This is a genomic window from Bradyrhizobium jicamae, from assembly GCF_018130695.1.
GTDB lineage: Bacteria > Pseudomonadota > Alphaproteobacteria > Rhizobiales > Xanthobacteraceae > Bradyrhizobium > Bradyrhizobium jicamae_B.
On the sequence record NZ_JAFCJX010000001.1, the window covers coordinates 1 to 25,339 of the forward strand.

At 65.7% G+C, this 25,339-nt stretch carries 20 protein-coding genes; 9 read left to right on the forward strand and 11 right to left on the reverse strand.

All coding sequences use genetic code 11. The features are described from left to right. Positions 1–485 precede the first annotated feature (485 nt). The 6 genes from JQ604_RS00005 to JQ604_RS00030 all read left to right on the forward strand — a co-directional run bounded on the left by JQ604_RS00005 (position 486) and on the right by JQ604_RS00030 (position 7,838). Positions 486–1,904, forward strand: a complete 1,419-nt coding sequence (locus tag JQ604_RS00005) for a M20 family metallopeptidase (RefSeq protein WP_212351730.1) — start codon at positions 486–488, stop codon at positions 1,902–1,904. A gap of 326 nt (positions 1,905–2,230) precedes the next feature. Then, entirely contained in the window at positions 2,231–4,021 is a 1,791-nt protein-coding gene (locus JQ604_RS00010; protein WP_212351731.1) for a peptide ABC transporter substrate-binding protein, read from the forward strand. A 29-nt stretch (positions 4,022–4,050) separates the two neighbouring features. After that, on the forward strand, positions 4,051–5,010 hold the full coding sequence (locus JQ604_RS00015) for an ABC transporter permease (RefSeq protein WP_212351732.1): 960 nt from the start codon (positions 4,051–4,053) through the stop codon (positions 5,008–5,010). Next, complete coding sequence (locus JQ604_RS00020; RefSeq protein WP_212351733.1) at positions 4,976–5,893, forward strand: ABC transporter permease; 918 nt, start codon at positions 4,976–4,978, stop codon at positions 5,891–5,893. Before JQ604_RS00015 ends, JQ604_RS00020 begins: the two co-directional genes overlap by 35 nt. Beyond that, positions 5,893–6,873 (forward strand): ABC transporter ATP-binding protein, encoded by a 981-nt coding sequence (locus JQ604_RS00025; RefSeq protein ID WP_212351734.1) that lies wholly within the window; start codon positions 5,893–5,895, stop codon positions 6,871–6,873. The genes JQ604_RS00020 and JQ604_RS00025 overlap by 1 nt, the downstream gene beginning before the upstream one ends. Then, on the forward strand, positions 6,870–7,838 hold the full coding sequence (locus JQ604_RS00030; RefSeq protein ID WP_212351735.1) for an ABC transporter ATP-binding protein: 969 nt from the start codon (positions 6,870–6,872) through the stop codon (positions 7,836–7,838). The genes JQ604_RS00025 and JQ604_RS00030 overlap by 4 nt, the downstream gene beginning before the upstream one ends. Before the next feature lie 24 nt (positions 7,839–7,862). Here the strand turns inward: JQ604_RS00030 and JQ604_RS00035 are convergent, their stop codons facing one another. The 6 genes from JQ604_RS00035 to JQ604_RS00060 form a co-directional block, all read right to left on the reverse strand. Further along, positions 7,863–9,353 (reverse strand): ABC transporter substrate-binding protein, encoded by a 1,491-nt coding sequence (locus JQ604_RS00035; RefSeq protein WP_212351736.1) that lies wholly within the window; start codon positions 9,351–9,353, stop codon positions 7,863–7,865. Positions 9,354–9,407: 54 nt separating this feature from the next. After that, the gene (locus JQ604_RS00040; protein WP_212351737.1) at positions 9,408–10,421 is read right to left on the reverse strand and encodes an ABC transporter ATP-binding protein; all 1,014 of its coding nucleotides are present in this window, start codon (positions 10,419–10,421) and stop codon (positions 9,408–9,410) included. Continuing rightward, a complete protein-coding gene (locus JQ604_RS00045; RefSeq protein ID WP_212351738.1) occupies positions 10,418–11,428 on the reverse strand; it encodes an ABC transporter ATP-binding protein in 1,011 nt (336 codons plus the stop codon). The genes JQ604_RS00040 and JQ604_RS00045 overlap by 4 nt, the downstream gene beginning before the upstream one ends. Before the next feature lie 2 nt (positions 11,429–11,430). Then, the gene (locus JQ604_RS00050) at positions 11,431–12,327 is read right to left on the reverse strand and encodes an ABC transporter permease (RefSeq protein ID WP_212351740.1); all 897 of its coding nucleotides are present in this window, start codon (positions 12,325–12,327) and stop codon (positions 11,431–11,433) included. After that, the gene (locus tag JQ604_RS00055) at positions 12,324–13,274 is read right to left on the reverse strand and encodes an ABC transporter permease (RefSeq protein ID WP_212351742.1); all 951 of its coding nucleotides are present in this window, start codon (positions 13,272–13,274) and stop codon (positions 12,324–12,326) included. Before JQ604_RS00055 ends, JQ604_RS00050 begins: the two co-directional genes overlap by 4 nt. A 78-nt stretch (positions 13,275–13,352) precedes the next feature. Further along, positions 13,353–14,786: an amidase gene (locus JQ604_RS00060; protein ID WP_212351744.1), complete on the reverse strand. Its 1,434-nt coding sequence runs from the start codon at positions 14,784–14,786 to the stop codon at positions 13,353–13,355. 119 nt (positions 14,787–14,905) lie between these two features. On the opposite strand from JQ604_RS00060, the gene JQ604_RS00065 reads away from it, so the two are divergent. After that, positions 14,906–15,793 (forward strand): LysR family transcriptional regulator, encoded by an 888-nt coding sequence (locus JQ604_RS00065; protein ID WP_212351746.1) that lies wholly within the window; start codon positions 14,906–14,908, stop codon positions 15,791–15,793. Between the two features lie 6 nt (positions 15,794–15,799). Here the strand turns inward: JQ604_RS00065 and JQ604_RS00070 are convergent, their stop codons facing one another. The 3 genes from JQ604_RS00070 to dctA all read right to left on the reverse strand — a co-directional run bounded on the left by JQ604_RS00070 (position 15,800) and on the right by dctA (position 18,606). Next, on the reverse strand, positions 15,800–16,645 hold the full coding sequence (locus JQ604_RS00070) for a bifunctional allantoicase/(S)-ureidoglycine aminohydrolase (protein ID WP_212351748.1): 846 nt from the start codon (positions 16,643–16,645) through the stop codon (positions 15,800–15,802). A gap of 32 nt (positions 16,646–16,677) precedes the next feature. Next, a complete protein-coding gene (locus JQ604_RS00075) occupies positions 16,678–17,181 on the reverse strand; it encodes an ureidoglycolate lyase (RefSeq protein WP_212351750.1) in 504 nt (167 codons plus the stop codon). 90 nt (positions 17,182–17,271) lie between these two features. After that, positions 17,272–18,606, reverse strand: a complete 1,335-nt coding sequence (dctA, locus tag JQ604_RS00080) for a C4-dicarboxylate transporter DctA (protein ID WP_212351752.1) — start codon at positions 18,604–18,606, stop codon at positions 17,272–17,274. Between the two features lie 240 nt (positions 18,607–18,846). On the opposite strand from dctA, the gene JQ604_RS00085 reads away from it, so the two are divergent. After that, positions 18,847–19,761, forward strand: a complete 915-nt coding sequence (locus JQ604_RS00085; protein ID WP_212351754.1) for a LysR substrate-binding domain-containing protein — start codon at positions 18,847–18,849, stop codon at positions 19,759–19,761. On the opposite strand, the gene JQ604_RS00090 is transcribed toward JQ604_RS00085, so the two are convergent. Both JQ604_RS00090 and JQ604_RS00095 read right to left on the reverse strand, forming a co-directional pair. After that, positions 19,758–20,591, reverse strand: coding sequence for an inositol monophosphatase family protein (locus tag JQ604_RS00090; RefSeq protein ID WP_212351756.1), 834 nt, complete (start codon positions 20,589–20,591; stop codon positions 19,758–19,760). The two genes, JQ604_RS00085 and JQ604_RS00090, sit on opposite strands and share 4 nt — an antisense overlap. A 111-nt stretch (positions 20,592–20,702) precedes the next feature. Beyond that, positions 20,703–22,778 carry a methyl-accepting chemotaxis protein gene (locus tag JQ604_RS00095; protein ID WP_212351758.1) on the reverse strand — a complete coding sequence of 692 codons (2,076 nt, stop codon included), beginning with the start codon at positions 22,776–22,778 and terminating at the stop codon, positions 20,703–20,705. Between the two features lie 301 nt (positions 22,779–23,079). On the opposite strand from JQ604_RS00095, the gene JQ604_RS00100 reads away from it, so the two are divergent. Further along, positions 23,080–25,335 (forward strand): TonB-dependent siderophore receptor, encoded by a 2,256-nt coding sequence (locus JQ604_RS00100; protein WP_212351760.1) that lies wholly within the window; start codon positions 23,080–23,082, stop codon positions 25,333–25,335. Positions 25,336–25,339: the final 4 nt, after the last annotated feature.

The window sequence follows — 25,339 nt, forward strand, 5'->3', positions numbered from 1 at the left end:
AGCACGTATAAGCCGTAAAGCCATCGCGCAGGGAAGGCCGGATGCCTCCGCCGAACCTGTATGCTCGTGCGCGCACTTTCTTTTGTGCACATTGCGCACGGGACCGCGGGTGCGGCGTGCACCCGGTCTTCCCTGCGCCCTCGCTATCGAGAGAGGGCGGAACGAGATGGACAACTCGGGCAAATCATGTCGCGAGAATGCGGACGCATGTTTCAGTGTCATCCCCGCGAACGCGGGGATCCAGTACGCCGCGGCGCATCGGTTCAAGCACGACCGTCTCTGGAATACTGGATCACCCGCGTGCGCGGGTGATGACACTGAGGCTGGGACAGGGTCCGCGGCTTTCGCCAAAACGACGACAGTGGATGAAATCCCACGCAATGCAGCCATGCTGCCCCGTCCGAGCAGACCGCAAACGCATTCCCTCGCTGATGGCAAGCTGTTAGCTTCCCCGGCCTCTCTTCAAGGAACCAGGACACTTCAAGATGGATAACCGAAGCGACGTTTGGCGGGGTGTGGACGCGATCAAGCCGCGTTTCATTGATTTGAGCGACCGAGTCTGGGGCATGCCCGAGGTCTGCTACACCGAGGCGCGCTCGTCGGCGGAACATCTGGCCGAGCTGAAGCATCAGGGTTTTCGCATCACCGAGAACGTCGCTAATATCCCGACCGCTGTCATGGGCGAATGGGGCGAAGGCGGACCTGTCATCGCCTTCATGGGCGAATATGACGCCCTGCCCGGCCTCAGCCAGGAGGCCGGCGTTGCCGAGCATCGGCCGGTGGAATCCGGCGGCCATGGCCATGGCTGCGGCCACAATCTGCTCGGCTCCTCCGCGCTGCTTGCGGCCACCGCGGTCAAGGACTGGCTCGCCGCCAACAAGGTGCCCGGCCGCGTCCGCTACTATGGCTGCCCGGCGGAAGAAGGCGGCGCCGCAAAAGCCTTCATGGTGCGCTGTGGCGCCTTCGACGATGCCGACATCGCCATCACCTGGCATCCGCACAGTTTTTGGGAAGTCGGCGTGACGCCGTCGCTCGCCAATACCCGCGCCGATTTCACCTTCACCGGCCGCACCTCGCATGCCGCCGCCTCGCCGCATCTCGGCCGCAGCGCACTCGACGCCGTCGAGCTGATGAATGTCGGCGTCAACTACATGCGTGAGCACATGCCGAGCGACGCGCGCGTGCATTACGCGCTGCTCGACACCGGCGGGATCGCGCCGAACGTCGTTCAGGCCCACGCCCGCGTGCGCTACTCGATCCGCGCCCGCGACCTGCCCGGCATGAACGAGCTGGTCGAGCGCGTGCACAAGATCGCGCAGGGCGCGGCGCTGATGACGGAGACCCAGGTCGAGATGAAGATCATCTCCGCCGTCTCCAACATCCTGCCCAACACGCCTCTGGAGCAGAGCCTGCATCGCATCATGGAGGATCTCGGCCCGCCGCATTTCGACGACGCCGACAGGGATTTTGCCGGCAAGATCCGCGCGACCCTGACCGAGAAGGACATCGCCTCGATCTACTACTCGATCGGGATGGAGCCGACCGAGCGGCCGCTCGCCGACTTCCTAGTGCCGATGGACGCCAAGCGCAATCCGCTGATCGGCTCGACCGACGTCGGCGACGTCAGCTGGGTGGTGCCAACCGTGCAGGTCCATGCCCCCACGGTTGCGATCGGCACGCCCTTCCACACCTGGCAGGTGGTGGCGCAGGGCAAGAGCCCGCACGCCCACAAAGCGATGGTGCAGGCCGCCAAGGCGATGGCCGGGCTCGGCGTCAAGGCGCTGCTGGAACCCGAGCTGATCGCCGCCGCCAAGGCGGATTTGAAGAGGAGAACCGCCCGCACCCCCTATGTCAGCCCGCTCCCGTCCAATGTTGCACCGCCGTTGAATATGTCGGTGGCATGAGGCGTGCCTGGTTGGACGACAAGGCTCGTCCCGGACGGGGTCCGGGGCGGGCTGCGGTGGAATAAGGAAAAGCTGCATAAGAACAAAGGATAACGAACAAATTTTTCGCAATCCGGGACGCGCGGAAGCAAGCTTTGGCGTCAATTTGCCGAAGCCGTGGGCGACCGCGCGCTGTTCTGCACAAGCAGTAGCCAAAAGACTGAGGGGGTGAGACACGCGAGACGTTGACCTGAGGGGTCATTCCGTGTGCCATCTGCCGCCAGACACAAGGCGTCCCGCGCGTGAAGCGGCGCGCCGCAATCACAGCAGAACGAATGAGGGGCGACATGCTGGACAACAATCTGAAGTCGATGATTTCCGACGTGAAGGACGGCCGCATGGACCGCCGCGCCTTCGTCAAGCGCATGCTCGCCGTCGGCCTCACCGCCCCCATGGCCAACCAGATTCTCGCCCTCGGCGGCGTTGCCATGGCGCAGAGCCCCGCCCCCTACAAGCCGACCAAGCGCGGCGGCGGCGGTCCGCTGAAGCTGCTGTGGTGGCAGGGTCCGACCCTGCTCAATCCGCATTTCGCCACCGGCACCAAGGACCAGGACGGCTCGCGCATTTTCTATGAACCGCTCGCGAGCTGGGACGACGAAGGCCATCTCAACCCGATCCTCGCCGCCGAAATCCCCTCCCTCAAGAACGGCGGCCTGTCAGCCGACGCCAAATCGGTGATCTGGAAACTGAAGCCCGGCGTCAAATGGCACGACGGCAAACCGTTGACGGCCGACGATCTCGTGTTCAACTGGGAATACTCCACCGATCCTGCGACGGCGGCGGTCTCGATCCAGAACTACACCAATCTGACGGTCGAGAAGATCGACGACCTCTCGATCCGCATCAAGTTCAAGGACCCGACCCCGTTCTGGGCCAATGCCTTCGTCGGCGCCTATGGCTGCATCATCCCGAAGCATCTGTTCGCGGAGTACAAGGGCAGCAAGTCGCGCGAGGCGCCGAACAATCTGAAGCCGGTCGGTACCGGTCCCTACAAATTCGTCGAGTTCAAGCCGGGCGACCTGATCCGTGGCGAGATCAACCCCGACTACCACATGGCGAACCGGCCCTATTTCGACTCGATCGAACTGAAGGGCGGCGGTGACGCGGTCTCGGCGGCACGCGCCATCATACAGACCGGCGAATACGATTACGCCTGGAACATGCAGGTCGAGGACGAAGTGCTGCTGCGCCTCGAGAAGGGCGGCAAGGGCAAGACCATCTACGCGCCCGGCGGCGACATCGAGTTCATCGCCGTCAACTTCACCGACCCCTATACCGAGGTCGACGGCGAGCGGTCCTCGATCAAGACCAAGCATCCGATCCTGTCCGATCCGAAGGTACGGCAGGCGCTGGCGATGCTGGTCGACCGCGAATCCGTCAAGAAGGCGATCTACGGCCGCGCCGGCCGCGTCACCGCGAACTATCTCAACGGCCCCGAGGAGTTCGTCTCCAAGAACACCAAATGGGAGTTCAGCGTCGAGAAAGCGGGCGCGCTGCTGGATGAAGCCGGCTGGAAGGTCGGCGGCGACGGCATCCGCGAGAAGGACGGCAAGAAGCTGAAGCTCTTGTACCAGACCTCGATCAACGGCCCGCGCCAGAAGACCCAGGCGATCGTCAAGCAGGCCTGCCAGAAGGCCGGCATCGACGTCGAGCTGAAATCGGTCGTCGCCTCCGTGTTTTTCTCCTCCGACGTCGCCAACCCCGACACCTACGCCAAGTTCTATGCCGACATCGAGATGTTCCAGATCCCGATGGCGCAGCCCGACCCGGCGCTGCACATGCGCCGCTATCATTCGCGCTTCGTCGCCACCAAGGAGAACAAGTGGCAGGGCCAGAACTTCCCGCGCTGGGTCAACAAGGAGTTTGACGCCGCGGTCGACGCCGCCGAAACCGAGATCGATCCGCTCAAGCGCGCCGACCTCTACATCAAGTGCAACGACCTGATGTGGAAGGACACCGTGATGATTCCGGTGATGCACCGCATCAAGGTTGGCGCCACGGCACTCGCGCTGCGCCCGGTGGTCAGCGGCTGGGCCAACGACCTCGACAATATCCAGGACTGGTACCGCGAGGCGTGAGCGCGAACGTTTAAGCGGATTGTTCGCTCATGGGTCAGTACGTCCTGCGCCGCCTGATGATCGCGATCCCGAGCCTGCTCGGGATCTCGCTCGTGCTGTTCGTCGTCCTGGCGCTCGCGCCAGGCGATCCGTTCTCGGAGCTTGCGACCAATCCGAACGTGCCCCCCGAAGTGCAGGCTGCACTTCGCGCCAAGTTCGGCCTCGATGACCCCGTCTACCTTCGTTACCTGCATTGGCTCGCCGCGATGGCCCAGGGCGACTGGGGCTTTTCCTTCGTCAGCCGGATGAACGTCGACACGCTGATCCTGCAGCGCCTACCGGCCACGCTCTACGTGGTCGGCTCGTCGCAGATCCTGGCGCTCCTGATCGCGATCCCGGTCGGCGTCTATGCGGCGACCCGGCCCTATTCGATCTTCGACCAGATCGCCAACACCTTCGCCTTCATCGGCTTCTCGCTGCCGACCTTCTTCACGGGCATCCTGTTCATCCTGATCTTCTCGGTGAAGCTCGACTGGCTGCCCTTCGTCTACACCTCCGATCTCAAGGAAACCGGCATCCACTGGGTGATCGCGCAGGTCCGCCAGGCCATCATGCCCGTCATGGTGCTCGGCCTGTTCCAGGCGGCCTCGATGACCCGCTTCGTCCGCTCGGCGATGCTCGACGTGATCCGGCTCGATTACGTCACGACGGCCCGCGCCAAGGGCCTCGGCCAGCGCATCGTCATCATCAAGCACGTGATGCGCAATGCGATGATCCCCGTCGTCACACTGGTGGCGCTGCAGATCCCGGCGGTGTTCGGCGGCGCCATCGTCACCGAACAGATCTTCCGCATCCCCGGCATCGGTTCGCTGCTGATTTCCTCCATCCTCGCCAACGACACGCCCGTCATCATGTCCGTGACCTTCGTGTTCGCGTGTCTCGTGGTGCTGTTCAACCTGATCGCAGATGTCCTCTATGGCTGGCTTGACCCTCGCATCTCCTTCCGCTGAGCGGCGGGCCTACTCGCCCTGGCGCGAGACCTGGCGGCGCTACCGCCGGCACAAGCCGGCCGTGGTCAGTGCCTTCCTGCTGCTGATCCTGATCGCGGCCGTGCTGATCGGTCCGTTCATCTGGCGCGTCTCGATCAACGACATCGACGTGGTCGCCGGCATGCAGGGCCCCTCGCTCGCCCATCCCTTCGGCACCGACGATCTCGGCCAGGATATCCTGGCTCGGATGATCTATGGCGGACGCATCTCGCTCGCGGTCGGCCTCGCCGCGATGCTGGTCTCCGTGATGGTCGGCACGCTGATCGGCGCGGTCGCCGGCATGTCGCGCGGCGCGCTCGGTTACTTCCTGATGTGGATGACCGACCTGTTCCTGTCGCTGCCGCAACTGCCATTGCTGCTGCTGCTGATCTACCTGTTCCGCGACGGGCTGAAGGCCGTGTTCGGCCCCGAGGGCGGCATCTTCATCCTGATCGTGCTCGTGATCGGCGGCCTGCGCTGGATGCCGGTCGCGCGTCTGGTGCGCGCGCAATTCCTGTCGCTGCGCGAGAAGGAATTCGTCGAAGCCGCACGTGCGCTCGGCGCAAGCCCGGTGCGTCAGGTGGTACGGCACATCCTGCCGAACGCGGTCGGTCCCGTGATCATCGCCGGCACCATCGACGTCGCGGCCGCGATCATCGCGGAGTCGACACTGTCGTTCCTCGGCCTCGGCTTCCCGCCGGATACCCCGACCTGGGGCCGCATCCTGTTCGATGCCAAGGATTTCCTCGACATCGGCCCGCACTGGGCGCTGTTCCCCGGCGCGGCCATCTTCATCGCCGTGGTCGCGATCAACTTCATCGGTGACGGCCTGCGTGACGCGCTCGATGCGCGAAAGGTGATCTGATGACGCCCTTGCTCGAGATCAAGGGCCTCAAAACCCACTTCACCACCGATGACGGCATCCTGCAGGCCGTCGACGGCGTCGATATCAGCATCAACAAGGGCGAGACGCTCTGCGTGGTCGGCGAATCCGGTTGCGGCAAGACCGTCACCGCGATGTCGATCCTCAAGCTGATCGCGATGCCGCCGGGCCGCATCGTCCAGGGCGAGATCATCTTCGAGGGTCGCGACCTCGTCCCCCTCACCGGCCCGCAGCTCGACGACATCAGGGCCAAGGAGATCGGCTTCATCTTCCAGGAGCCGATGACCTCGCTCAATCCGGTGCTGACCATCGGCGAGCAGATTTCCGAGAGCCTGCGCCGACACGAGGCGGTGACGAAGAAGCAGGCGCTCGAGCGCACCATCGAGATGCTGAAGCTGGTGCAGATTCCGAATGCGGCCGGCCGCGTGCATCATTATCCGCACCAGTTTTCCGGCGGCATGCGCCAGCGCGTGATGATCGCCATGGCGCTGGCCTGCCGGCCCAAGCTCGTGATCGCCGACGAGCCGACCACCGCGCTCGACGTCACCATCCAGGCGCAGATCCTCGACCTCCTGCAGGACATGAAGGAACGCTTCGGCATGGCGGTGATGCTGATCACCCATGCCATGGGCGTGGTCGCAGAGACCGCGCAGCGCGTCGTCGTGATGTATGCCGGCAAGGTGGTGGAGGAGGCGACCGTCGACGAGCTGTTCGGCAATCCGAGCCATCCCTACACGCAGGGCCTGATCCGCTCGATCCCGCGGATCGATCTCGATGCCGAGCACAAGACGCGGCTGGAGGCGATCGGCGGCTCGGTGCCGATCCTGATCAATCCGACACCCGGTTGCCGCTTCGCGCCGCGCTGCCGCCACGTCATGGACATCTGCGCCACCAGGGAGCCGCGCTTGCGCGAGATCGCTGCGGGCCATCGGATGGCCTGCCATTTGGGAGACGCGTCATGAGCGAGCCGCTGCTCCGCGTCACCAATCTGAAGAAGCATTTCCCGGTGCTCGGCGGTCTCCTCTCGCGCGAGGTCGGCCAGGTCTATGCGGTCGACGGCGTGTCGTTCACGGTCAACCGCGGTGAGACGCTCGGCCTGGTCGGCGAATCCGGCTGCGGCAAGTCCACCACCGGCCGCTGCGTGCTGCGCCTGATCGAGCCGACCTCCGGCGAGGTCGTGTTCGACGGCCAGAGCGTGATCGGGCTCGGCGGCAGCGACCTGCGCGCCATGCGGCGTAACATGCAACTCGTGTTCCAGGACCCGTTCGCCTCGCTCAATCCGCGCATGACCATCGGCGCAATCCTCGGCGAGGCCTACGTCATCCATGGCCTCACGTCATCGGCGAGCGAGCGCGAAGACCGCGTCGCGAACCTTTTGGTCAAGGTCGGGCTGAAGGCCGATCACATGCGGCGCTATCCGCACGAATTCTCCGGCGGCCAGCGCCAGCGCATCGCGATCGCCCGGGCGCTGACGCTGGAGCCGAAGCTTCTGGTGTGCGACGAGCCGGTGTCGGCGCTCGACGTCTCGATCCAGGCCCAGGTGATCAATCTGCTGGAGGACCTGCAGAGCGAGCTCAACCTGACCTATCTGTTCGTCGCCCACGATCTGTCCGTCGTCGAGCACATTTCCGACCGCGTCGCCGTGATGTATCTCGGCCGCATCGTCGAGCTGGCGAAAGCGAGCGACCTCTACCGCAATCCGCAGCATCCCTACACCAAGGCGCTGCTGTCGGCGGTGCCGGTGCCGAACCCGAAGGCCAAGCGCGACCGTATCAGGTTGAAGGGCGACGTGCCGAGCCCGATGAATCCGCCCGCAGGCTGCCACTTCCATACCCGCTGTCCCATTGCGGAGGAGCGCTGCAAGCAGAGCGCACCGCAATTGCGCGAGGGCAGCGACGGTCATCTCGTGGCCTGCCATCTGGCGTGACAGGCCACGTGATGCGATTAGCGATTACTCCCAGGACCAGGCGGAGAAATCATTCTCGAACTGCGGCACTTCCTTCCAGACGCCCTTCAGCTTCTTGTTGATCACCGTCGGCCATTGCGGCTGGTACAGGAAGCCTGCCACCGCATCGGTCGCCAGCATCTTCTGCGCGTCACCGAGCAACTTGGCGCGGCCGGCTTCGTCCGGCGTCGACATGATCTGCTTGTAGAGCGTGTTGAAGGCCTCGTTGTTGTAGCCGAGATAGTAGTCCGACTCGGTGATCTTCACGAGGTCGAACGGCTCGACGTGAGAGACGATGGTGAGATCGAAATTGTGCGGGCCGGTGCCGGCGAACACCTGCGACAGCCACTGCGCCCATTCGACGTTCTCGATCTTGGCGGTGATGCCGACCTTGGCAAGCTGCGCCGCCAGGATTTCGCCGCCCGCCCGCGCATAGGGCGGCGGCGGCAGCTTGAGCGAGAGCTCGAGATTGGTGACGCCGGCTTCCTTGAGCAGCTGCTTGGCCTTCTCCGGATCATACGGGTTGATGCCGGTGGTATCGACGAATCCGAGCGAGCCCGGGGTGTAGAAGCTGCCGATCGGGGTGCCGAAACCGTCGGCGGCGCCGTCGATCATCGCCTTGCGGTCGATCGCGGCGAGGATGGCGCGGCGGACGCGGACGTCGTCGAGCGGCTTTTTCCGCTCGTTGATCGCGACGATGGTCTTGGCCTTGGAGCCGCCAACCAGCACCGTGAAGCGCGGGTCGGCCTTCAACTGGGCAACGCTGCGGGTTGCGACGCGCGGAAACGCGTCGACGTCACCGGACAGCAACGCCGCAATCTGCGCTGCCGGATCGGAGATGAAGCGGATCGTCACTTTGGAGAGCTTGATCGCGGATGCGTTGCGGTAGTCGGCCCATTTGTTGAGCGTGATCGAGGAGCCCTTGACCCAGCCGCCGAGCTGATACGGCCCGGTGCCGACCGGCTGCGTCACATTGGTCGGCGCGCTCTTCGGCTCGACGATCGAACCGGAGGCCTGGCCAAGCAGGAACGGCAGGTTCGGCTCGGAATATTTCAGCGCGATGACGATGGTATCCGCGTCAGGCGCGGTGACGGATTCGAAGCTCTGGTAGAGGCTCTTGTCCTTGTTGGTCGAGGTCGCCGCCGCGTTGCGGTCGTAGGAGAATTTCACCGCGGCGGAATCGAAGGCCTCGCCGTTCTGGAATTTGACGCCCTTGCGGAGCTTGAAGGTGTAGGTCTTGAGGTCAGGCGACGCCTGCCAGCTCTCGGCCAGCAGCGGCGAGACCGAGCCGTCCTCGTTGATCTTGGTCAGCGTCTCGTAAATGTTGTAGAGCGTGACTTCGGCGATCGCGGCCGCCGCCGCATTGGTCGGATCGAGGCCCGGCGGCTCCAGCGCCATGGCCATCACGACGCTGTCCTTCTTGGCCTGCGCAAAGCTCGGCAGCGGCGCGGCGATGAACGCAGCCGCCACCGCGAAAATGGTCAGTTTCTTCAACATTCGTTTGCTCCCGGACGTATCGCGGGCCAGCCTAGGCCAGTCCCGCACAAAAGGCTAACTCTCCGCCGCGGCCAGGGCTGGCTGCGCCATTACCCTTTCGGCGTAGTGACAGGCGGCAAGATGCGCCTCGCCGACCGTCCGTAGCGCAGGCGGGGTGTCACGGCAATGCTGGTCAGCCAGGGGACAGCGCGCGGCGTACGGACATCCTGTCGCGCCGGTCGATTGGGAGGCGATCGCCTGGGCGCCGCGGCGCCGCCGCACCCCGCCGGCCCGGGCGCGCGGCACGGCCTCCAGCAGCGCGCGCGTATAGGGATGCGCGCAATGGTCGAACAGATCCTCCGGCCTGCCCTGCTCGACGATCCGTCCGAGATACATCACCGCGATCTCGTCGCAGAGATAATCGACGACAGCGAGATCATGGCTGATCAGGATGTAGCTCAGCCCAAACTGGTCCTGCAGATCCTGCATTAGGTTCAGCACCTGCGCCTGCACCGAGACGTCGAGCGCCGACACCGGCTCGTCGGCGACGATCAGCTTCGGCTGGGTGATCAGCGCGCGGGCGATGGCGATGCGCTGGCGCTGGCCGCCGGAGAACTCATGCGGGAATTTGTCCATGTCTGCATCGCGCAAGCCGACCTGCCGCAGCACTGCGGCGACACGCTCGCGCAAGGACGCCTTGTCCATGCGGCCCAGCGCCGTCAAGGGCTCGGCGACGATGCGCGCGATGGTCTGCCGCGGATCGAGCGAGCCATAGGGATCCTGGAACACCATCTGGAAATCGCGACGGGCGCGGCGCAGCTCGTCCGCGGGGAGCGCGTGCAGGTCGCGGCCGAGCAGCGTGACCGAGCCCGAGGTCGGCCGCTCCAGCGCCATCACGCAGCGCGCGAAGGTCGATTTGCCCGAGCCGGATTCGCCGACCACGCCGAGGCTCTTGCCCGCCGTCACCCGCGCGCTGACGCCGTTGAGCGCCAGCACCTGCCCCGCCGGCTTGAACACGCTCTCGCGCGGCAGCGTGTAGTGCTGCACGAGATCCCTCACTTCGAGGAGCGGCTGGTCGGATGTCGTCATGCCGGCGCCCCCACAGCAGCAGCCATCGAGACATCGGTCCGTACACAACGCACGCCATGGCCGCCGCCGACATCGATCACCGGCGGAGGTGCGGCACGACAGCGGTCCTCCACCAGCGGACAGCGGTCAGCAAAAGTGCAGCCTGACGGCAGGTCGGCGAGTTCAGGCACCGTGCCTGCGATGGTCTTGAGCCGCGTCCCCTTGCGCGCCCCGAGCTTCGGACGTGCGCGGAACAGGCCCTGGGTGTAGGGATGGCCCATCCGCGAAAACACCTTGTCGGTCTCGCCGTTCTCGACGACGGTGCCGCCATACATCACCATCATGCGCTGCACGTTCTCGGCGATGACGCCGAGATCATGCGAGATCAGGATCATCGACATGCCGCGCTCCTCGACGAGGTCGGCGATGAGATCGAGGATCTGGCCCTGGATCGTGACGTCGAGCGCAGTGGTCGGCTCGTCCGCGATCAGCACGTCGGGCTGGCAGGCCAGCGCCATCGCGATGGTGACGCGCTGGCGCTGGCCGCCGGAGAATTGATGCGGATAGGCATCGACGCGCTTGGCCGCATCGGGCAGGCCGACGCGGTCGAGCAAGGCAATCGCTTCGCGCCGCGCATCGGCTGCCGAGCAGCCGGTGTGACGCCGCAACGGCTCGGCGACCTGGCGCCCGATCGTGTGCATCGGATTGAGCGCGGTCATCGGCTCCTGGAAGATCATGCTGATGCGATTGCCGCGGAGCTTGCAGTACTCGCCATCGGTCAGCCCAATCAGCTCACGCCCGTCGAGCTTGATGCTGCCGGTGAGCACGGCGCTGTCCGGCAGCAGGCCCATCAGCGCCAGTGCCGTGACCGACTTGCCGCAGCCGGATTCGCCAACCAGCCCCAGCGTCTCGCCGCGCTTCAGCGCAAGGCTGACGCCACGCACGGCCTGCGCAGGCCCGCGGCTGGTGTTGAGGCGGACGCCGAGATTCTGGACTTCGATCAGGGGCGCGTTGGATGAGGTGGCCACGATCAACGCTCCCGTGCCAAGCGTGGATCGAGCAGATCGCGCAAGCCATCGCCGAGCAGATTGAGGCCGAGGACTGCGACCGCGATCGCAGCACCCGGATAGACTGCGAGCATCGGCGACTGGAACAGCAGCGTCTGCGCGTCGTTCAGCATGCGGCCCCAGGACGGCTGCGGCGGCTGAGTGCCGAGCCCGAGATAGGACAGCCCGGCTTCCGCGAGGATCGCGAGCGCGAACTGGATCGTCGCCTGCACGATCAGGATCGAAAGAATGTTGGGCAGCACATGCTCGATGGTGATGAGGAACGTCCCCTTCCCCGATGCGCGCGCCGCCAGCACGAACTCCCGCGCCCAGATCGCACTGGCCGATCCGCGGGTGACGCGAACGAAGGTCGGGATCTGGAAGATGCCGATCGCCGTGATCGACGTCAGCATGCCCGGTCCTGCGACCGCGGCGAGCATGATCGCGGAGAGCACGGCCGGAAAAGCAAAGGTGAAATCGCTCATCCGCATGATCAGCTCTTCGGTCCAGCCCTTGCGCGCGGCGGCGAGCAGGCCGAGACAGACACCGAAAGTCAGGCCGATGCCGACGGCGATGATACCGACCGCGATCGTCGAGCGTGCGCCGACCAGCAGCAGCGAGGCGATGTCGCGGCCGAGCACATCGGTGCCGAGCCAATGCGCGGCCGTTGGCGGCTTGAGCTTGGAGGCGACGTCGATGTCATAGGGCGACCACGGCGTCCACACCAGCGACAGCAGCGCCGCGCCGATCACCAGCAGGCTGAGCAGGCCGCCGAGCACGAAGCTGCGATGGCGCAGCGCACGGCGCCAGAAGCCGGTCGCAGGCTTCCGTGCTGTCGCGACGGTGGGAGCGTCGGCGGATGCGGTCATCGGCGCGCTCACAGGTGATGCACCTTGATGCGCGGGTCGATGAAGGCATAGAGCACATCGACCACGAAGTTGACGATGACGACCATCGCCGCCAGCAGCATCACGCAGTTGCGCACCACGATCAGGTCGCGATTGGCGATCGACTGGAAGATCAGCCGGCCGAGACCCGGCAAGTAGAACACGTTCTCGATGATGATGGTGCCGGCCAAGAGATTGGCGAATTGCAGCCCCATCACCGTCATGACGGGAATCATGGCGTTGCGCAGCACGTGTCGCCACAGCACCTCGCGCTTGCCGAGCCCCTTGGCGCGCGCGGTGCGGACGAAATCCTCGCGCAGCACTTCGAGCACGGCCGAGCGGGTGACGCGTGCGAGGATCGCCGCCTGCACCACAGACAGCGAGATCGCCGGCAGCAGCAGCGACCGCACGCCGGGCCAGATGCCGTCATCCCAGCCGGCAAACCCTCCCGCGGACACCCACTGCAGCTTCACCGCAAACAGCAGGATCAGCAGGATCGCGAACCAGAAATTCGGCAGCGCAATGCCGACCTGGGTCAGCGACATCACGCCGACATCGCCGAGCCTATTGTGATTGGCTGCCGTGTAGATGCCGGCGGAGAGCGCCAGCACGACGGTGACCGACATCGACATGATCGCGAGCGGGATGGTCAATACCAGCCGCTCCGCGATCAATCCGGCAACGGGCGTGCCATAGACGTAGCTGTTGCCGAGATCGCCCACCATCATGCCCTTGAGCCAGAGCAGGTAGCGAAGGCTGAGCGGCTGATCCAAACCGAGCTTGATGGAAAGTGCGCGAACCGCGTCGGGCGAAGCATCGGCGCCCATCAGCATCTGCGCGGCATTGCCCGGCAAGGCGTCCAACACCAGGAAAATGATCAGCGAGGCGCCGATCAGCGTCGCCAGCAAGGTTGCAAATCGTCGAAGGAGGAAAACGCTCATACGCGCCCGGATTCGATGCCAGATTTGGGCACGTTCCAACACATTCGCCGGCGAATGCAAGCCCCAAGCAGCATCGCGTCAGCCCCTGACGCCCTGCGGCCAGCGGCCGAGCAGATCACTCGCCGACTCGAACAGTGCGGCAACGCGCAGGAGTTCCGCATCGGCCCGGAAGCGGCCGACCAGATGCAGGCCGATCGGCAAGCCGTCGCGACCGAAGCCGGCGGGCATGGTGATCGCGGGGTGGCCGGTCATGTTGAACAGCATGGTCCAGGGAAACCAGTGCGGCCGGACGCTGTCGAAGACCTTGCCGTCGATCTCGATGGTGCCGAACAGGTCCTGCTCGATCGGCAACGCCGTGCGGGTCAAGGTGGGCATCGCCAGCAGGTCGCCGCGCGCGAGCAGCGCCTGGATCCGGCGGAACAGCGCGGTACGATCGAACATCGCCCGCTGGTAATCGGCGCCGCTGACCTCGGTCGCGAGCGCCAGCTGCTTGAGGAAGGCCTCGCTCAAGTCATCACGGTGGTCGGCGGCAAGCTTGCCAAATCGGGTCCGCCAGACCGTGTGATTGATCGCGCGCCAGATCGGCTCGATGTCAAAGCTCTCGCCCGAAAATTCCTCGAGCTCGGCGCCGAGCCCCGCCAACCGATCGAGGCTGGCCTTGAAAGCCGCGGCGACGTCGGCCGATACGGGACGCCCGGGCGGCGACAGGCAGAACAGCACCTTGCGGCCGCGCAGGTCGCCGCGCGGTGCGGCGCCCTCGATATAGTCAGGCACGGGCACGCCGATCGACCAGGGATCGGAAGCGTCCCCTCCGGCCATTGCCTGCATCATCAGCGCGGTGTCTGCGACGGTGCGGGTGGTCGGTGTGACATAGGTCTGGTTGCCGAAGGCGTCCTCCACCTGGCTGTGCGGGATCACGCCGTTGCTCTGCTTGATGCCGACCACGCCATTGCACGCCGCGGGAATGCGCGTCGAGCCTCCGCCGTCGGTCGCGACGGCGAGCGGCGCGATGCCGCTTGCCACCGCCACCGCCGCGCCGCCGCTCGACCCGCCGCTGGAGCGGCCAGCGTCCCAGGCATTGCGGGTGCGGCCGAACAGCGGCGAATCCGTCAGGCATTTGGTGCCGAACTCCGGCGTCGTGGTCTTGCCGACCAGGATCGCGCCCTGCGCGCGCAGCCGGCCGAACGCAACGGCATCCGCGGCGGGCACATTTTCCTTGTAGGGCACGGCGCCGAAGGTGGTGCGCACCCCCTTGGTGTTGACGAGGTCCTTCACCGTCAGCGGAATGCCATGCAGCAGACCGACCGGCTCACCTGCCATAATCTGCCGCTCCGCCTGTTTGGCCTGTGCCAGCGCCTCGTCGCCACACAGCGTGATGAAGCAGTTCAGCTCGGGCTGCAGCCGCTCCGCCTGCGCGAGCACGGCGCGCGTGATCTCGACGGGGGATACCTCCTTGCGGGCGATGCGCGCGCGCAGCTCGGTCGCGGAGAGGAAGCAAAGATCGTTGCCCATGGCAGAACTCACCCCGAGATCGTCGGCAAAACCGACAGATTGACAGCAAGAATGGGGCCGATGTTAACTCGCCGTCCAATACGATTTTGAACGGCAACCCATACGTTTTCGGTATGCCTATGGATCTTCGTCGTCTCCGCTATTTCGTTGCCGTGGCTGAAGAGCGCAGCGTCGGCAAGGCCGCCGATCGGCTGCGGATGGCGCAGCCGCCGCTGTCGGTGCAGATCCGCAAGCTCGAGGCCGAGATCGGCGCGCCGCTGTTCCGCCGCGGCACGCGCGGCATGGACCTGACGGAAGCCGGCCTCGCTTTGCTGTCGCGCGCCAATGAGGCGCTGGCGCTGGCCAACGACGGCATCGAAGCCGCGCGGGCGGTCGCCGCCGGGCAGCGCGGACGGCTCTCGGTCGGCTACATGTTCGTGCTCGCCAATGCCCTGCTGCCGAAGCTCGTCCCGGAATTGCGCAAATCGCTGCCGGGCATCGATCTCGAATTCGTGGAATTGAGCGCATCGACCCGCGAGGCAGGATTACTCGACCGCAGCGTCACGGTGGCGCTGTGCATGCCCGCGATCCATCACCGCGAGATCCAGATCGCGCAGGTCGGCGCCCAGCGCCTGATGCTCGCGGTGCCGGCCCGCTCTGCGCTCGCCCGCCTGAGCGCCGTGCCCGTGAGCCGATTGCAGGGCCGGCCCCTGATTGCCCTTCCCCACCCGGACGCAAATCCCGCCTCATCCGCGATCTCGGCCCTGCTGCGACGGCATCAGGTGGTGATGCCGATCGTCAGCCGGGTCGAGACGGTGCATTCGGCGCTCAGCCTCGTCCTTGCCGGCGAAGGACTGGCCATTGTTCCGGCCTGCGCCAGGCTCGGCGCGCCGCACGGCATCGTGTTCAGGCCGCTCCGCGATGCCACCGACTCTATCGAGATCGCGGTGTGCTGGCGGCGCGACGCGCAGAGCCCGCTCATCCGCAGCTTCGTCAAATGCGCGGAGAAGGTGGTCGCGCGGATGTAACGAGACCTAGCGCCCCGACTGCGGCCGCAGCGCGCGCAAATCCATGTGCCGGTTGACGTCCTTGTAGAGGAGATAACGGAAGCGTCCGGGGCCGCCGGCGTAGCAGGCCTGCGGGCAGAACGCGCGCAGCCACATGTAGTCGCCGGCTTCCACCTCGACCCAATCCTGGTTCAGCCGGTAGACGCCCTTGCCTTCGAGCACATAGAGCCCGTGCTCCATCACATGGGTCTCGGCGAACGGAATCACCCCGCCCGGCTCGAAGTTGACGATGGTCACATGCATGTCGTGGCGAAGGTCGGTCACATCCACGAAGCGCGTCGTCGCCCAGCGGCCCTCGGTGTCAGGCATCGGGATCGGTGCGATATTGCGCTCGTTGGTCACGATCGGATCTGGCACCGCAAGGCCCGCCACGCGCTGATACAGCTTGCGGATCCAGTGGAAATTCGCCGTCCCGGTGCCGGCATTGCGCACGCTCCAGGACACACCTGGCGGCAGATAGGCAAATCCGCCGGGCTGCAGCACGTGGTCGGTCTCGCCGATCCGCAAACTCAGCTCGCCGCCGACGACGAACAGCACGCCCTGCGCATCAGGGTCGGGCTCGGGCGATTTGCTGCCGCCACCTGGTGCGACTTCCGCGAGGTAGTGCGAGAAGGTTTCGGCAAAGCCCGACAGCGGCCGCGCCAGCACCCAGAACCGCGCCTTGTCCCAATGCGGCAGGAAGCTCGCGCAGATGTCGCGGATCACGCCCTTGGGGATCACGACATAGGCCTCGGTGAACACCGCGCGATCGGTCAGGAGTTCGGTCTGGCCGGGCAGGCCTCCCGGCGGCACGTGATAGGTTGCTGATCGCATGATCTCTGCCTCTCTTAAGATGCTGCCGCAGCTCACCGCGCCTCTGAAGGCGCAAGATGCAGCCAGTCCTTCTCGTCCAGCCGGACTTCCTCGAGATTGTTTCCCTCGCCCTTCCTGTCCACCACGAGGAACGGGCTGGCGTCAACGCCGACCAAAAGCGGATGGTGCCAGCAGTTGCGCGCGTAGTTGACCCCCTGCTGCCCCGACGCGGCAAAGGCACGGTAGCTCGCGGGCACGCGGGGATCCGTGCACACCACAACGAACCACGGCGCCGCGTTGAGCGGCATGAACAACTGGCTGCCGAGCGGATGACGCTCCATCAGCTTGAGCGCGATCGGCTTCGGCCTGATCGAGCCCGTGAACAGGCTGATGCAGATGTCGCCGCCGCCGGTCGCGACGTCGATGTTGGCGAGATCATTGAAGCGGTTGGCGAAGCCGTCATTGATCACGATCGGGCTGACATCCGCCGTCTCGATGACATCGCCGAACGGCGCGAAGGCGGCCTTCGTCAAAGGGACAATCGGAAGCGCTAGCATTGCCAAAATCTCCTGTCGGCGCCCCCGTGAGGAATCGAAGGCGACCGTCGCCGAACCTAGATCGCACGGCGACGGGACGCCAGCCGCGTCTCAGGACGTCTGCAGCTGCGCTGCGGCCGGTTCGAGGACAGTGGTATCCGGCGCCGCGCCCTGCCCGGCGGGATCGATCTCGCCGTCAAGCACCTGATGGGCGCGCGCCCGGTCGATGTCACCTTCCCAGGCCGCCACGGCAACCGTCGCCACGCAGTTCCCGATATAGTTGCCGAGCGCGCGGGCAATGCCGATGAACCAGTCCACCGACAGGATCAGCACCAGGCCGATCGCGGGGATGGCGGGGATCGCCGACAGCGTCGCGGCGAGCACCACGATCGCCGATCCCGGCACGCCGTGAGCGCCCTTCGAGGTCAAGAGCGCAATCCCGAGGATGGCCAGGAGATCGCCGAGCGCGAGCGGCGTATTGGTGGCCTGGGCGATGAACACCGCGGCCAGCGTCAGATAGATCGAGAACGCATCGAGATTGAAGGAGTAACCGGTCGGGATGACGAGGCCGACGGTCGACTGCTTGATGCCGAGTTGCTCGAGCTTGCGCATGGTCTGCGGCAGCACGCTGTCGCCGGCCGCGGTGCCGAGCACGATGGTCAGTTCCTCGCGCAGGTAGCGCAGCAGCTTGAACAGGCTGAAGCCCGACAGCCGCATCACCGAGCCGAGCACGACGACCACGAACACGATGACCGCCAGGTAGAACAACGCAACGAGGCCACCGAGCTGCTTGAGCGAGCCGATGCCGTATTTGCCGACCGTGAAGGCGATCGCGCCGAACACGCCGAGCGGGGCGAGGCGGACCACGAAGTTCATCATCTTGAACACGATCTCGCTGACGCGTTCGATGAAATCGACCACCGGCCTGGCCCGCTCGCCGCACAGCGAGACCGCACAGCCGAACATGATCGAGACGATCAGCACCTGCAGGATGTCGCCGGTCGTGAACGCGCCGACGAGGGTGCCGGGGATCAGCTTCAGGATGAACTCGGAGACGCCGCCGCCGGCGACCTGCGCCGCGGTCTGGCTGAAGCCGGAGAGCGCCTTGGCGTCCAGCGACTTCGGATCGATGTTCATGCCGACGCCGGGCTGGAAGTAGTAGGCCAGGAGAATGCCAAGCACGAGCGCGATGGTCGTGATGACCTCGAAATAGATGATGGCGCGGATGCCGACGCGGCCGACCTTGGAGAGATCGCCCGCCGCTGCGATGCCATGCACGACGACGCAGAACACGATCACCGGGACCAGCATCTTGATCAGCTTGATGAAGCCGTCGCCGAGCGACTTGGTCTGCAGCGCGATGTCCGGATAGGCCATGCCCAGCACGATGCCGAGCGCGAGCGCTATCAGGACCTGGAAGAAGAGTGATTTGAAGAGATTTGGCACGGTGTCCCTCGCTTGGTTGGCGTTCCCTTGGGCCGCGGCCGGAGCATTTCCTTCAGACCACACGGCTTGCTGGCGACGTTGACGTCGCTTCGCTTGTTTTGGTGGATCGCCTCGCCTGCTCCGGCCCGCAGGCGTCCCGGTTTTCAGCTCGAATCCGGGCCGACGATCCACCCGCTATTCGTTGACCAGGGCAGACCTTGCGTCCAATATATAGATCAACATGATCAAGAGGGCTTCCCTATGGATCTCCGTCAGCTCCGCTATTTCGCCGCGGTGGCCGAGGAGCGCAGCTTCACGGCCGCGGCGCGGCGGTTGAACCTGTCGCAGCCGCCGCTGAGCCAACACATCCAGGCGCTCGAGGCTTCGCTCGGGACACGCCTGCTGCAGCGGACCAGCCGCAGTGTCGAGCTGACCAAGGCCGGCGAGGCGCTGCTGGTGCGCGCGCGGGCGATCCAGGCCCAGATCAAGTCGGCGGAGGAGGAAGTGCAGATGGTCGGCGCCGGGCTGGTCGGCACGCTCGATGTCGGCGCGACCGGATCGATCCTGCGCGCCCGCCTCGCCGATCTGCTCGCGGCCTATCGGCGGCAGGCGCCGATGGTGAAGATGACCGTGCATGAGCAGGCGCCGTCGCTCCAGATCGCCGCCCTGCTCGATCGCACCACCAATGTCAGCCTCAACCGCAGCATCCCGACCGAGCATGGCCTGGTCAGCGAACTGGCGTGGCCCGAGGAGGTCGTGGTCGCGATGCCGCGGTCGCATCCGCTCGCCAAACGCAAGCGCGTCGCGCTCGGCGATCTCGCCGCCGAGGACCACATCGTGCTGCATCCGGACAGTTCGGAGTTCGCCCGCTACCTGCAGAAATGCTGCATCGACGCCGGCTTCCTGCCGCGGGTCTCGCAGCAGATCATCGATGCGCAGTCGGTGCCGAGCCTGATCGCGGCGGGCTTTGGCGTGGCGCTGGTGCCGCAATCGATCGCGCGCTTCACCACCGACGAGATTGCGTTCCGATCGATCCGCCCTGCGCCCCCTAAGGCCGACGTCTATCTCGTGTTCCGGGAGGACGAGACCTCAATGGTGGTCGACAATTTCATCAAGCTGGCGCGGCGCTTCCTCGGCCAGAAGCGCGGCGCGCGGTCGGCCGGCGCTAGCGCTTAGGCCTTTGCGGTCAGCAGCGCCTGTCGCGCTTCGTGCCAGTTCGCCTCGTCCGGCGCGCAGAGCAGCCCGCCCGTGAAGTTGACCGGCTTGTACGGGCTGCCGTCGAAATGCGCGCTGAAGCCGCCGGCCTCGCGATGCAGCAGCCAGCCGGGCGCATGATCCCAGGGCATCAGCTTGTTGTACAGCAGGAGGTGACACTGGCCGGAGGCCGCGAGACGATATTCATGAGCCGCACATCGGAACGACGCGCTCATGCCGAGCCTGGAGAGATTCTGGGCGACCGTTGTCCGCAGCGGCTCGGGCAAGTAATTGAGACCCACCATAGCCTCCATGTCCTTTGGAGAAGCCGGACGCGCGACCTTGAGATCGAAGTGGCGGCCGTCATCAGCCGCGAGCCAGGCGCCCTCGCCGCGCAGCGCGAATGCCGTATCTGCGCACGCATGATCCCTGATGGCACCGAGCACGATCTCGCCACGAACGGTCGCAGCAATCATCGTACCGAACAGCGGCAGGCCCGAGACGAAGTTCCGCGTGCCGTCGATGGGATCGATGATGAAGGCGAGCTCCGCAGGTCCGATCCGCTCCAGCATCGCCGCATCGCGCGCCGTGCCCTCCTCGCCGATGATGACGGCGCCGGGAAAGGCGCGCGTGAGTTCGGCCGAAATCACCCGCTCGGCAGTCTCGTCTGCCTCGGTGACGAGGTCGAAAGCCGATGTCTTGGTGCGAACCTCGATCTCCCGCACGCGGCGGAAGCGCGGCATGATCTCGTTGCGGCCGACCTCGGCCAAAATCGTTCCGATCGTCGTGACATCGGCATGGGACAGTTTCACGGCGCGCTCTCCTGCATGGCGGTGCGCAGCCTATAACCGAAATCATCGGCGTGAGCCATCATGCGCCGATGATACGGCGCATGACGAAATTGCGACGGTGATGTGGTTCGATCAGGCGGTCCGGACGGAGCTGAGGAACTGGCCGACCTCGCGCTTCAGCCGGCTGCTCTCGCCCGACAGCGACCTTGCCGCGGTGAGCACCTGGGCCGAGGCCGAGCCGGTCTCGCTGGCACCACGCTGCACGTCGGCGATGTTGGTCGAGACCTGCTGGGTGCCGTGCGCGGCCTGCTGCACGTTGCGGGAGATTTCCTGGGTCGCGGCGCCCTGCTCTTCCACCGCAGCGGCAACGGCGGAGGCAATCTCCGACATCCGCGAGATGGTGTCGCCGATCGCCTTGATGGCGCCGACCGATTCCTGCGTCGCGGCCTGGATGCCGCTGATCTGCTGGCTGATCTCGCCGGTGGCTTTCGCAGTCTGCTCGGCCAGCGCCTTGACCTCGGAGGCCACCACGGCAAAGCCGCGGCCGGCCTCGCCCGCGCGCGCCGCCTCGATGGTGGCGTTGAGCGCCAGCAGATTGGTCTGGCCGGCGATGGTGTTGATCAGCTCGACGACGTCGCCGATGCGATTTGCGGCCTTGGCAAGTTCGCCGACACGGTCGTTGGTCTGCTGCGCCTGCTGCACGGCCTCGCCGGCGATGCGCGCGGAATCCTGCACCTGGCGGCTGATCTCGTTGACGGAGGACGCCATCTCCTCGGTCGCCGATGCCACCGACTGCACGTTGCTGGACGCGGCCTCGGATGCCGCCGCGACCTTGGTGGTGAGCTCTTCCGAACGTTCGGCCGTTGCGGTCAGCGTGCCGGCGGAAGCTTCCAGCTCGCCCGAAGCCGAGGACACGACATTGACGATGTCGCCGATCATGGCCTCGAAATCGCGGGTGATCTGGTCGACGCGCTGGCCGCGCTGGATCTTGGCGTCGGCCTCGACGGCAGCAGCTTCGTCGGCCGCTTTCTTGGCGATCAGCGCCTCCTTGAACACCTGCAGCGATCCGGCCATCGATCCGATCTCGTCGGCGCGCTTGCTGTCGGGAATCGTGACGTCGTGCCGGCCGGCAGCGAGATCGCCGACGACATTCGTCAATGTACCGAGCGGCGCGATCACGCGACGACGCAGCATCACGGTGACGCCGGCGAGCACGCCGAGCAGTGCGGCGACGGCCAGCACGGCAAGTGCAAGCATCATCATGGCGCCATCGCGCGCGGCGCCTGCACGCTCGAGCGCCTCCGCCAGCGCGGCATCGCGCACGGCGAAGAACATCTGAATGGCGGGAACGATGGCGCTGGCGAGCTCGTCGGCGTTGATGCTATACTTGCCGTCGCTGCGCGCGGCCGGCATTTCCTTTTCGACCGCCTGCACGGCCTTGCCGAAATAGGCATCGACCGCGTCCTTCAGCGCCTTCTCGAGCCGCGGCGGATGGCCGAGCTGGTCGATACCGGCCTCGACGCGTTCGCGGTCGACCTCGACGCGGCCCTGGGCGCGATCCATGATTGAGAATTCGGCCACCGTCAGCGGACGCTTGGCGCTGAGCGCCGGCGACAAGGTGGCCGCACGGCTGCCGGCCGCGATCCGCAGGTCCTGCGCCGTGCGCGCGACCGTCAGCAGCACGGAGAGCGAGGCATCGGCCGTCGTCACCTTGTTCTCGAGGCGGTTCAGCACCGGCTCGATGAGCGCGACCACCTGGCCCACGCCGGGCAGGAAACCCTTGACCACGGCCTGATCGCGCGAGGCCATCGGAACGGTGAGCGCGCGATCCGACGCGCCGCGGACCTCGGCGAGCTTGGCGGCGGCCTGTTTCAACCCGTCGACGATCGCCGCGTTGTCGCTGAGCGCGCTGACGGCCTTCTGCGCATTGGCAAAGGCGGCCTCGGTGGCCCGCCCGCTCTTGGCGATGGCATCGAGCTGCGCGGGCGTCGCCGGCGCGTCCTGGAACAGCGGAGAGATATAGGGCGCGCGATTGCCGGCGACCTGCTGGCCGATTGCCAGCACCGCGCCGAAGGCTTCGACGGATCTGATCGCCTCGGACTTGTCGGCGACGGTGCGCGCCTGGGGGATGAGCACCTCGGCCCCGAGGATGACCGCCAGGGCCGTCACCGAGAGCATCGACACCGCAAAAAGCCGACCGATCCGCATGTTTTCATTTCCGCTGGGTTTGGATCGGGGCACATTACTTAACGGGCGCTAAAGCCGCCTTAATCGGTGACTCGTAGAACTACTGGAGCGAACGCGGGCAGCTTCGCGTTTCGCGGATCTGGATCGACTCCAAAGTCACGCCTCGAGGCGCGAACAATACGGCGCGTGCACGCAAAGGACATCCTCGTTAAAGAAATACTAATTCCAAACCGGTGGTTGAAGCGGCGTTCGCGCCTGTCGCAGGGTTCAACGCCCAGGAGACGCTTGTTAGTGGTCCCACACGAAAGTGATGGGACCGACAATGACAACAACAAGAGCCACGCGCCCGCTCGGCGCAGTGTTGCCGATGCTCGCGACGATGATGACGGTGGCTCCGGCGGATGCGCAATCATCGCCGCCGCAGGAATTGCCGCCCGTCGTGGTGGAGCAACCATCAAGGCCGTCGTCACGCGCGCGCCCGGCGCGCAAGCGACAGGCAGCCGCAACGAGCGCGACACGACGCACAGTGCAGCGCGCATCGACGACCTCCGACGCCGCGGCCGCCAACGGCCGAAGCACGCGCGCGGAGACCGCGACCGGCCCGGTGCACGGCTATCTCGCCAACCAGAGCGGCACCGGCACCAAAACCGACACACCACTCCGCGAGACGCCACAATCCATCACGGTCGTCACCGCCGATCGCGTGGCGGATCAGGCCGCGAGCACCGTGCAGGAGACGCTGCGCTACGTGCCCGGCGTGTTCGCCGACGCCTATGGCCCGGATTCGCGCGGCGACTATCCGCGCATTCGCGGCCAGGATCCGAACATCTATCTCGACGGCACCCGCGTCGTGAACACGTTTCAGTTCAACGAATGGCGGCCCGATCCCTACACGCTGGAACGCATCGAGGTGCTGCGCGGTCCTTCGTCGGTGCTCTATGGCGATACCTCGACCGCCGGCCTGTTGAACCTGATCTCGAAACGTCCGCAGGCGGAATCGTCGAACGAGATCGGCGTGCAATATGGCAGCTTCAACCGCAAGCAGATGCAGGTCGACTCGACCGGCAAGCTGACCAAGGATGGCGAGTGGCTGTATCGATTCGTCGGCGTGTTCCGCGACAGCAATTCGCAGACCGACTACGTTCCCGACGATCGCATAGTGCTGGCGCCGTCGCTGACCTGGCGGCCGACCAACAATACGAGCTGGACGGTGCTCGTGACCTACCAGAAGGACAAGACCGGCTCGTCGACCGCATTCCTGCCGCATGAGGGCACGCTGTATCCCGGCCCCAACGGCTTCATCCCGCTGCAGCGCTTCACCAGCGATCCGAGCTGGGACCGCTATCAGACCGAGACCGCCGCGGTCTCCAGCCTGTTCGAGCACCGCTTCAACGATGCGCTGACCATCCGCCAGAGCATGCGTTACGCCCATGTCGAAGGCATCTATCACGGCATGTATCCCGACGTGTATTCGAACCCGCAGGATCCGTTCCTCGATCCGGCCCGCCGAACCGTCGCGCGCTACATCTGGGCCCGCGACACCGTGAAGGACAGCTTCACGTCCGACAGCAATGCCGAATTGAAGTTCGTGTCCGGCCCGGTCCAGCACAAGGCGCTGTTCGGCGTCGACTATCGCGGGCTCGGCGAACGCGCTTCGTCCGGCTCGGGCTATGATGCGACACCGTTCGATCTCTACGCGCCGGTCTATACCGGCGTGACGCCGCCGACCATGGCCGCTGAGCCCGACCTGCGACAGAGCCAGCTCGGCCTTTACGCGCAGGACCAGATGCGGCTCGGACGCTGGCTCGCGGTCGTCGGCATCCGCCACGACTACGTCACCAACAATATTCAGGGCTCGCCGACGGAGAATCTGCAGGCGACCACCGGCCGTGCCGGATTGATGTACGAGCTGCCGTTCGGGCTGACGCCCTATGTCACCTACGCTCAGTCGTTCAATCCGATCTTCGGCAGCGGCGTCTGTGCCAGCGGCGTCTGCGCGCCGCAGCGCGGCGAGATGGTCGAGCTCGGCTTCAAGTACAATCTGATGCCGGGCACTGCCATCAATGGCGCGATCTTCGACACGATCGAGCGCAATCGCCTTGCGACCGATCCCGACAATCCGCTGCTCTCGGTCCAGACCGGCAAGGTGCGGATCCGCGGTGCCGAGCTCGAGGTGATCACCCGTGTCACGCCGGAGCTCGATTTGATCGGCGCCTATTCCTATCTCGATGCGCGCGTCGAAAGCGGCGACAATGCCGGCAAGCATGTCGAGACCGTGCCGGAGCACCAGGCCTCGCTGTGGGCGAAATATCGCCTCACGCTGCTCGGCCTGCCCGGCGTCACCGTCGGCGGCGGCGTGCGCTATATCGGCCAGTCCTGGGACGGCACCGACACCATCCGCACGCCGGACTACACGCTGTTCGATGCGATGATCCGCTACGAGAACGGCCCGTGGCGCTTCCAGGTCAACGCCACCAACCTCGCCGACAAGCGCCATGTCACCACGTGCCTCGCACGCGGCGACTGCTTCTACGGCATGGGTCGGACGGTGCTGAGCAGCCTGACGTACAGGTTCTGAATCC

Excerpts from the sequence above, each read along its gene's own strand:
- JQ604_RS00005 (WP_212351730.1), top strand. The coding sequence starts at position 486 with ATGGATAACCGAAGCGACGTTTGGCGGGGTGTGGACGCGATCAAGCCG.
- JQ604_RS00010 (WP_212351731.1), top strand. The coding sequence starts at position 2,231 with ATGCTGGACAACAATCTGAAGTCGATGATTTCCGACGTGAAGGACGGC.
- JQ604_RS00015 (WP_212351732.1), top strand. The coding sequence starts at position 4,051 with ATGGGTCAGTACGTCCTGCGCCGCCTGATGATCGCGATCCCGAGCCTG.
- JQ604_RS00020 (WP_212351733.1), top strand. The coding sequence starts at position 4,976 with ATGGCTGGCTTGACCCTCGCATCTCCTTCCGCTGAGCGGCGGGCCTAC.
- JQ604_RS00025 (WP_212351734.1), top strand. The coding sequence starts at position 5,893 with ATGACGCCCTTGCTCGAGATCAAGGGCCTCAAAACCCACTTCACCACC.
- JQ604_RS00030 (WP_212351735.1), top strand. The coding sequence starts at position 6,870 with ATGAGCGAGCCGCTGCTCCGCGTCACCAATCTGAAGAAGCATTTCCCG.
- JQ604_RS00035 (WP_212351736.1), bottom strand. The coding sequence starts at position 9,353 with ATGTTGAAGAAACTGACCATTTTCGCGGTGGCGGCTGCGTTCATCGCC.
- JQ604_RS00040 (WP_212351737.1), bottom strand. The coding sequence starts at position 10,421 with ATGACGACATCCGACCAGCCGCTCCTCGAAGTGAGGGATCTCGTGCAG.
- JQ604_RS00055 (WP_212351742.1), bottom strand. The coding sequence starts at position 13,274 with ATGAGCGTTTTCCTCCTTCGACGATTTGCAACCTTGCTGGCGACGCTG.
- JQ604_RS00060 (WP_212351744.1), bottom strand. The coding sequence starts at position 14,786 with ATGGGCAACGATCTTTGCTTCCTCTCCGCGACCGAGCTGCGCGCGCGC.
- JQ604_RS00065 (WP_212351746.1), top strand. The coding sequence starts at position 14,906 with ATGGATCTTCGTCGTCTCCGCTATTTCGTTGCCGTGGCTGAAGAGCGC.
- JQ604_RS00070 (WP_212351748.1), bottom strand. The coding sequence starts at position 16,645 with ATGCGATCAGCAACCTATCACGTGCCGCCGGGAGGCCTGCCCGGCCAG.
- JQ604_RS00075 (WP_212351750.1), bottom strand. The coding sequence starts at position 17,181 with ATGCTAGCGCTTCCGATTGTCCCTTTGACGAAGGCCGCCTTCGCGCCG.
- JQ604_RS00085 (WP_212351754.1), top strand. The coding sequence starts at position 18,847 with ATGGATCTCCGTCAGCTCCGCTATTTCGCCGCGGTGGCCGAGGAGCGC.
- JQ604_RS00095 (WP_212351758.1), bottom strand. The coding sequence starts at position 22,778 with ATGCGGATCGGTCGGCTTTTTGCGGTGTCGATGCTCTCGGTGACGGCC.
- JQ604_RS00100 (WP_212351760.1), top strand. The coding sequence starts at position 23,080 with ATGACAACAACAAGAGCCACGCGCCCGCTCGGCGCAGTGTTGCCGATG.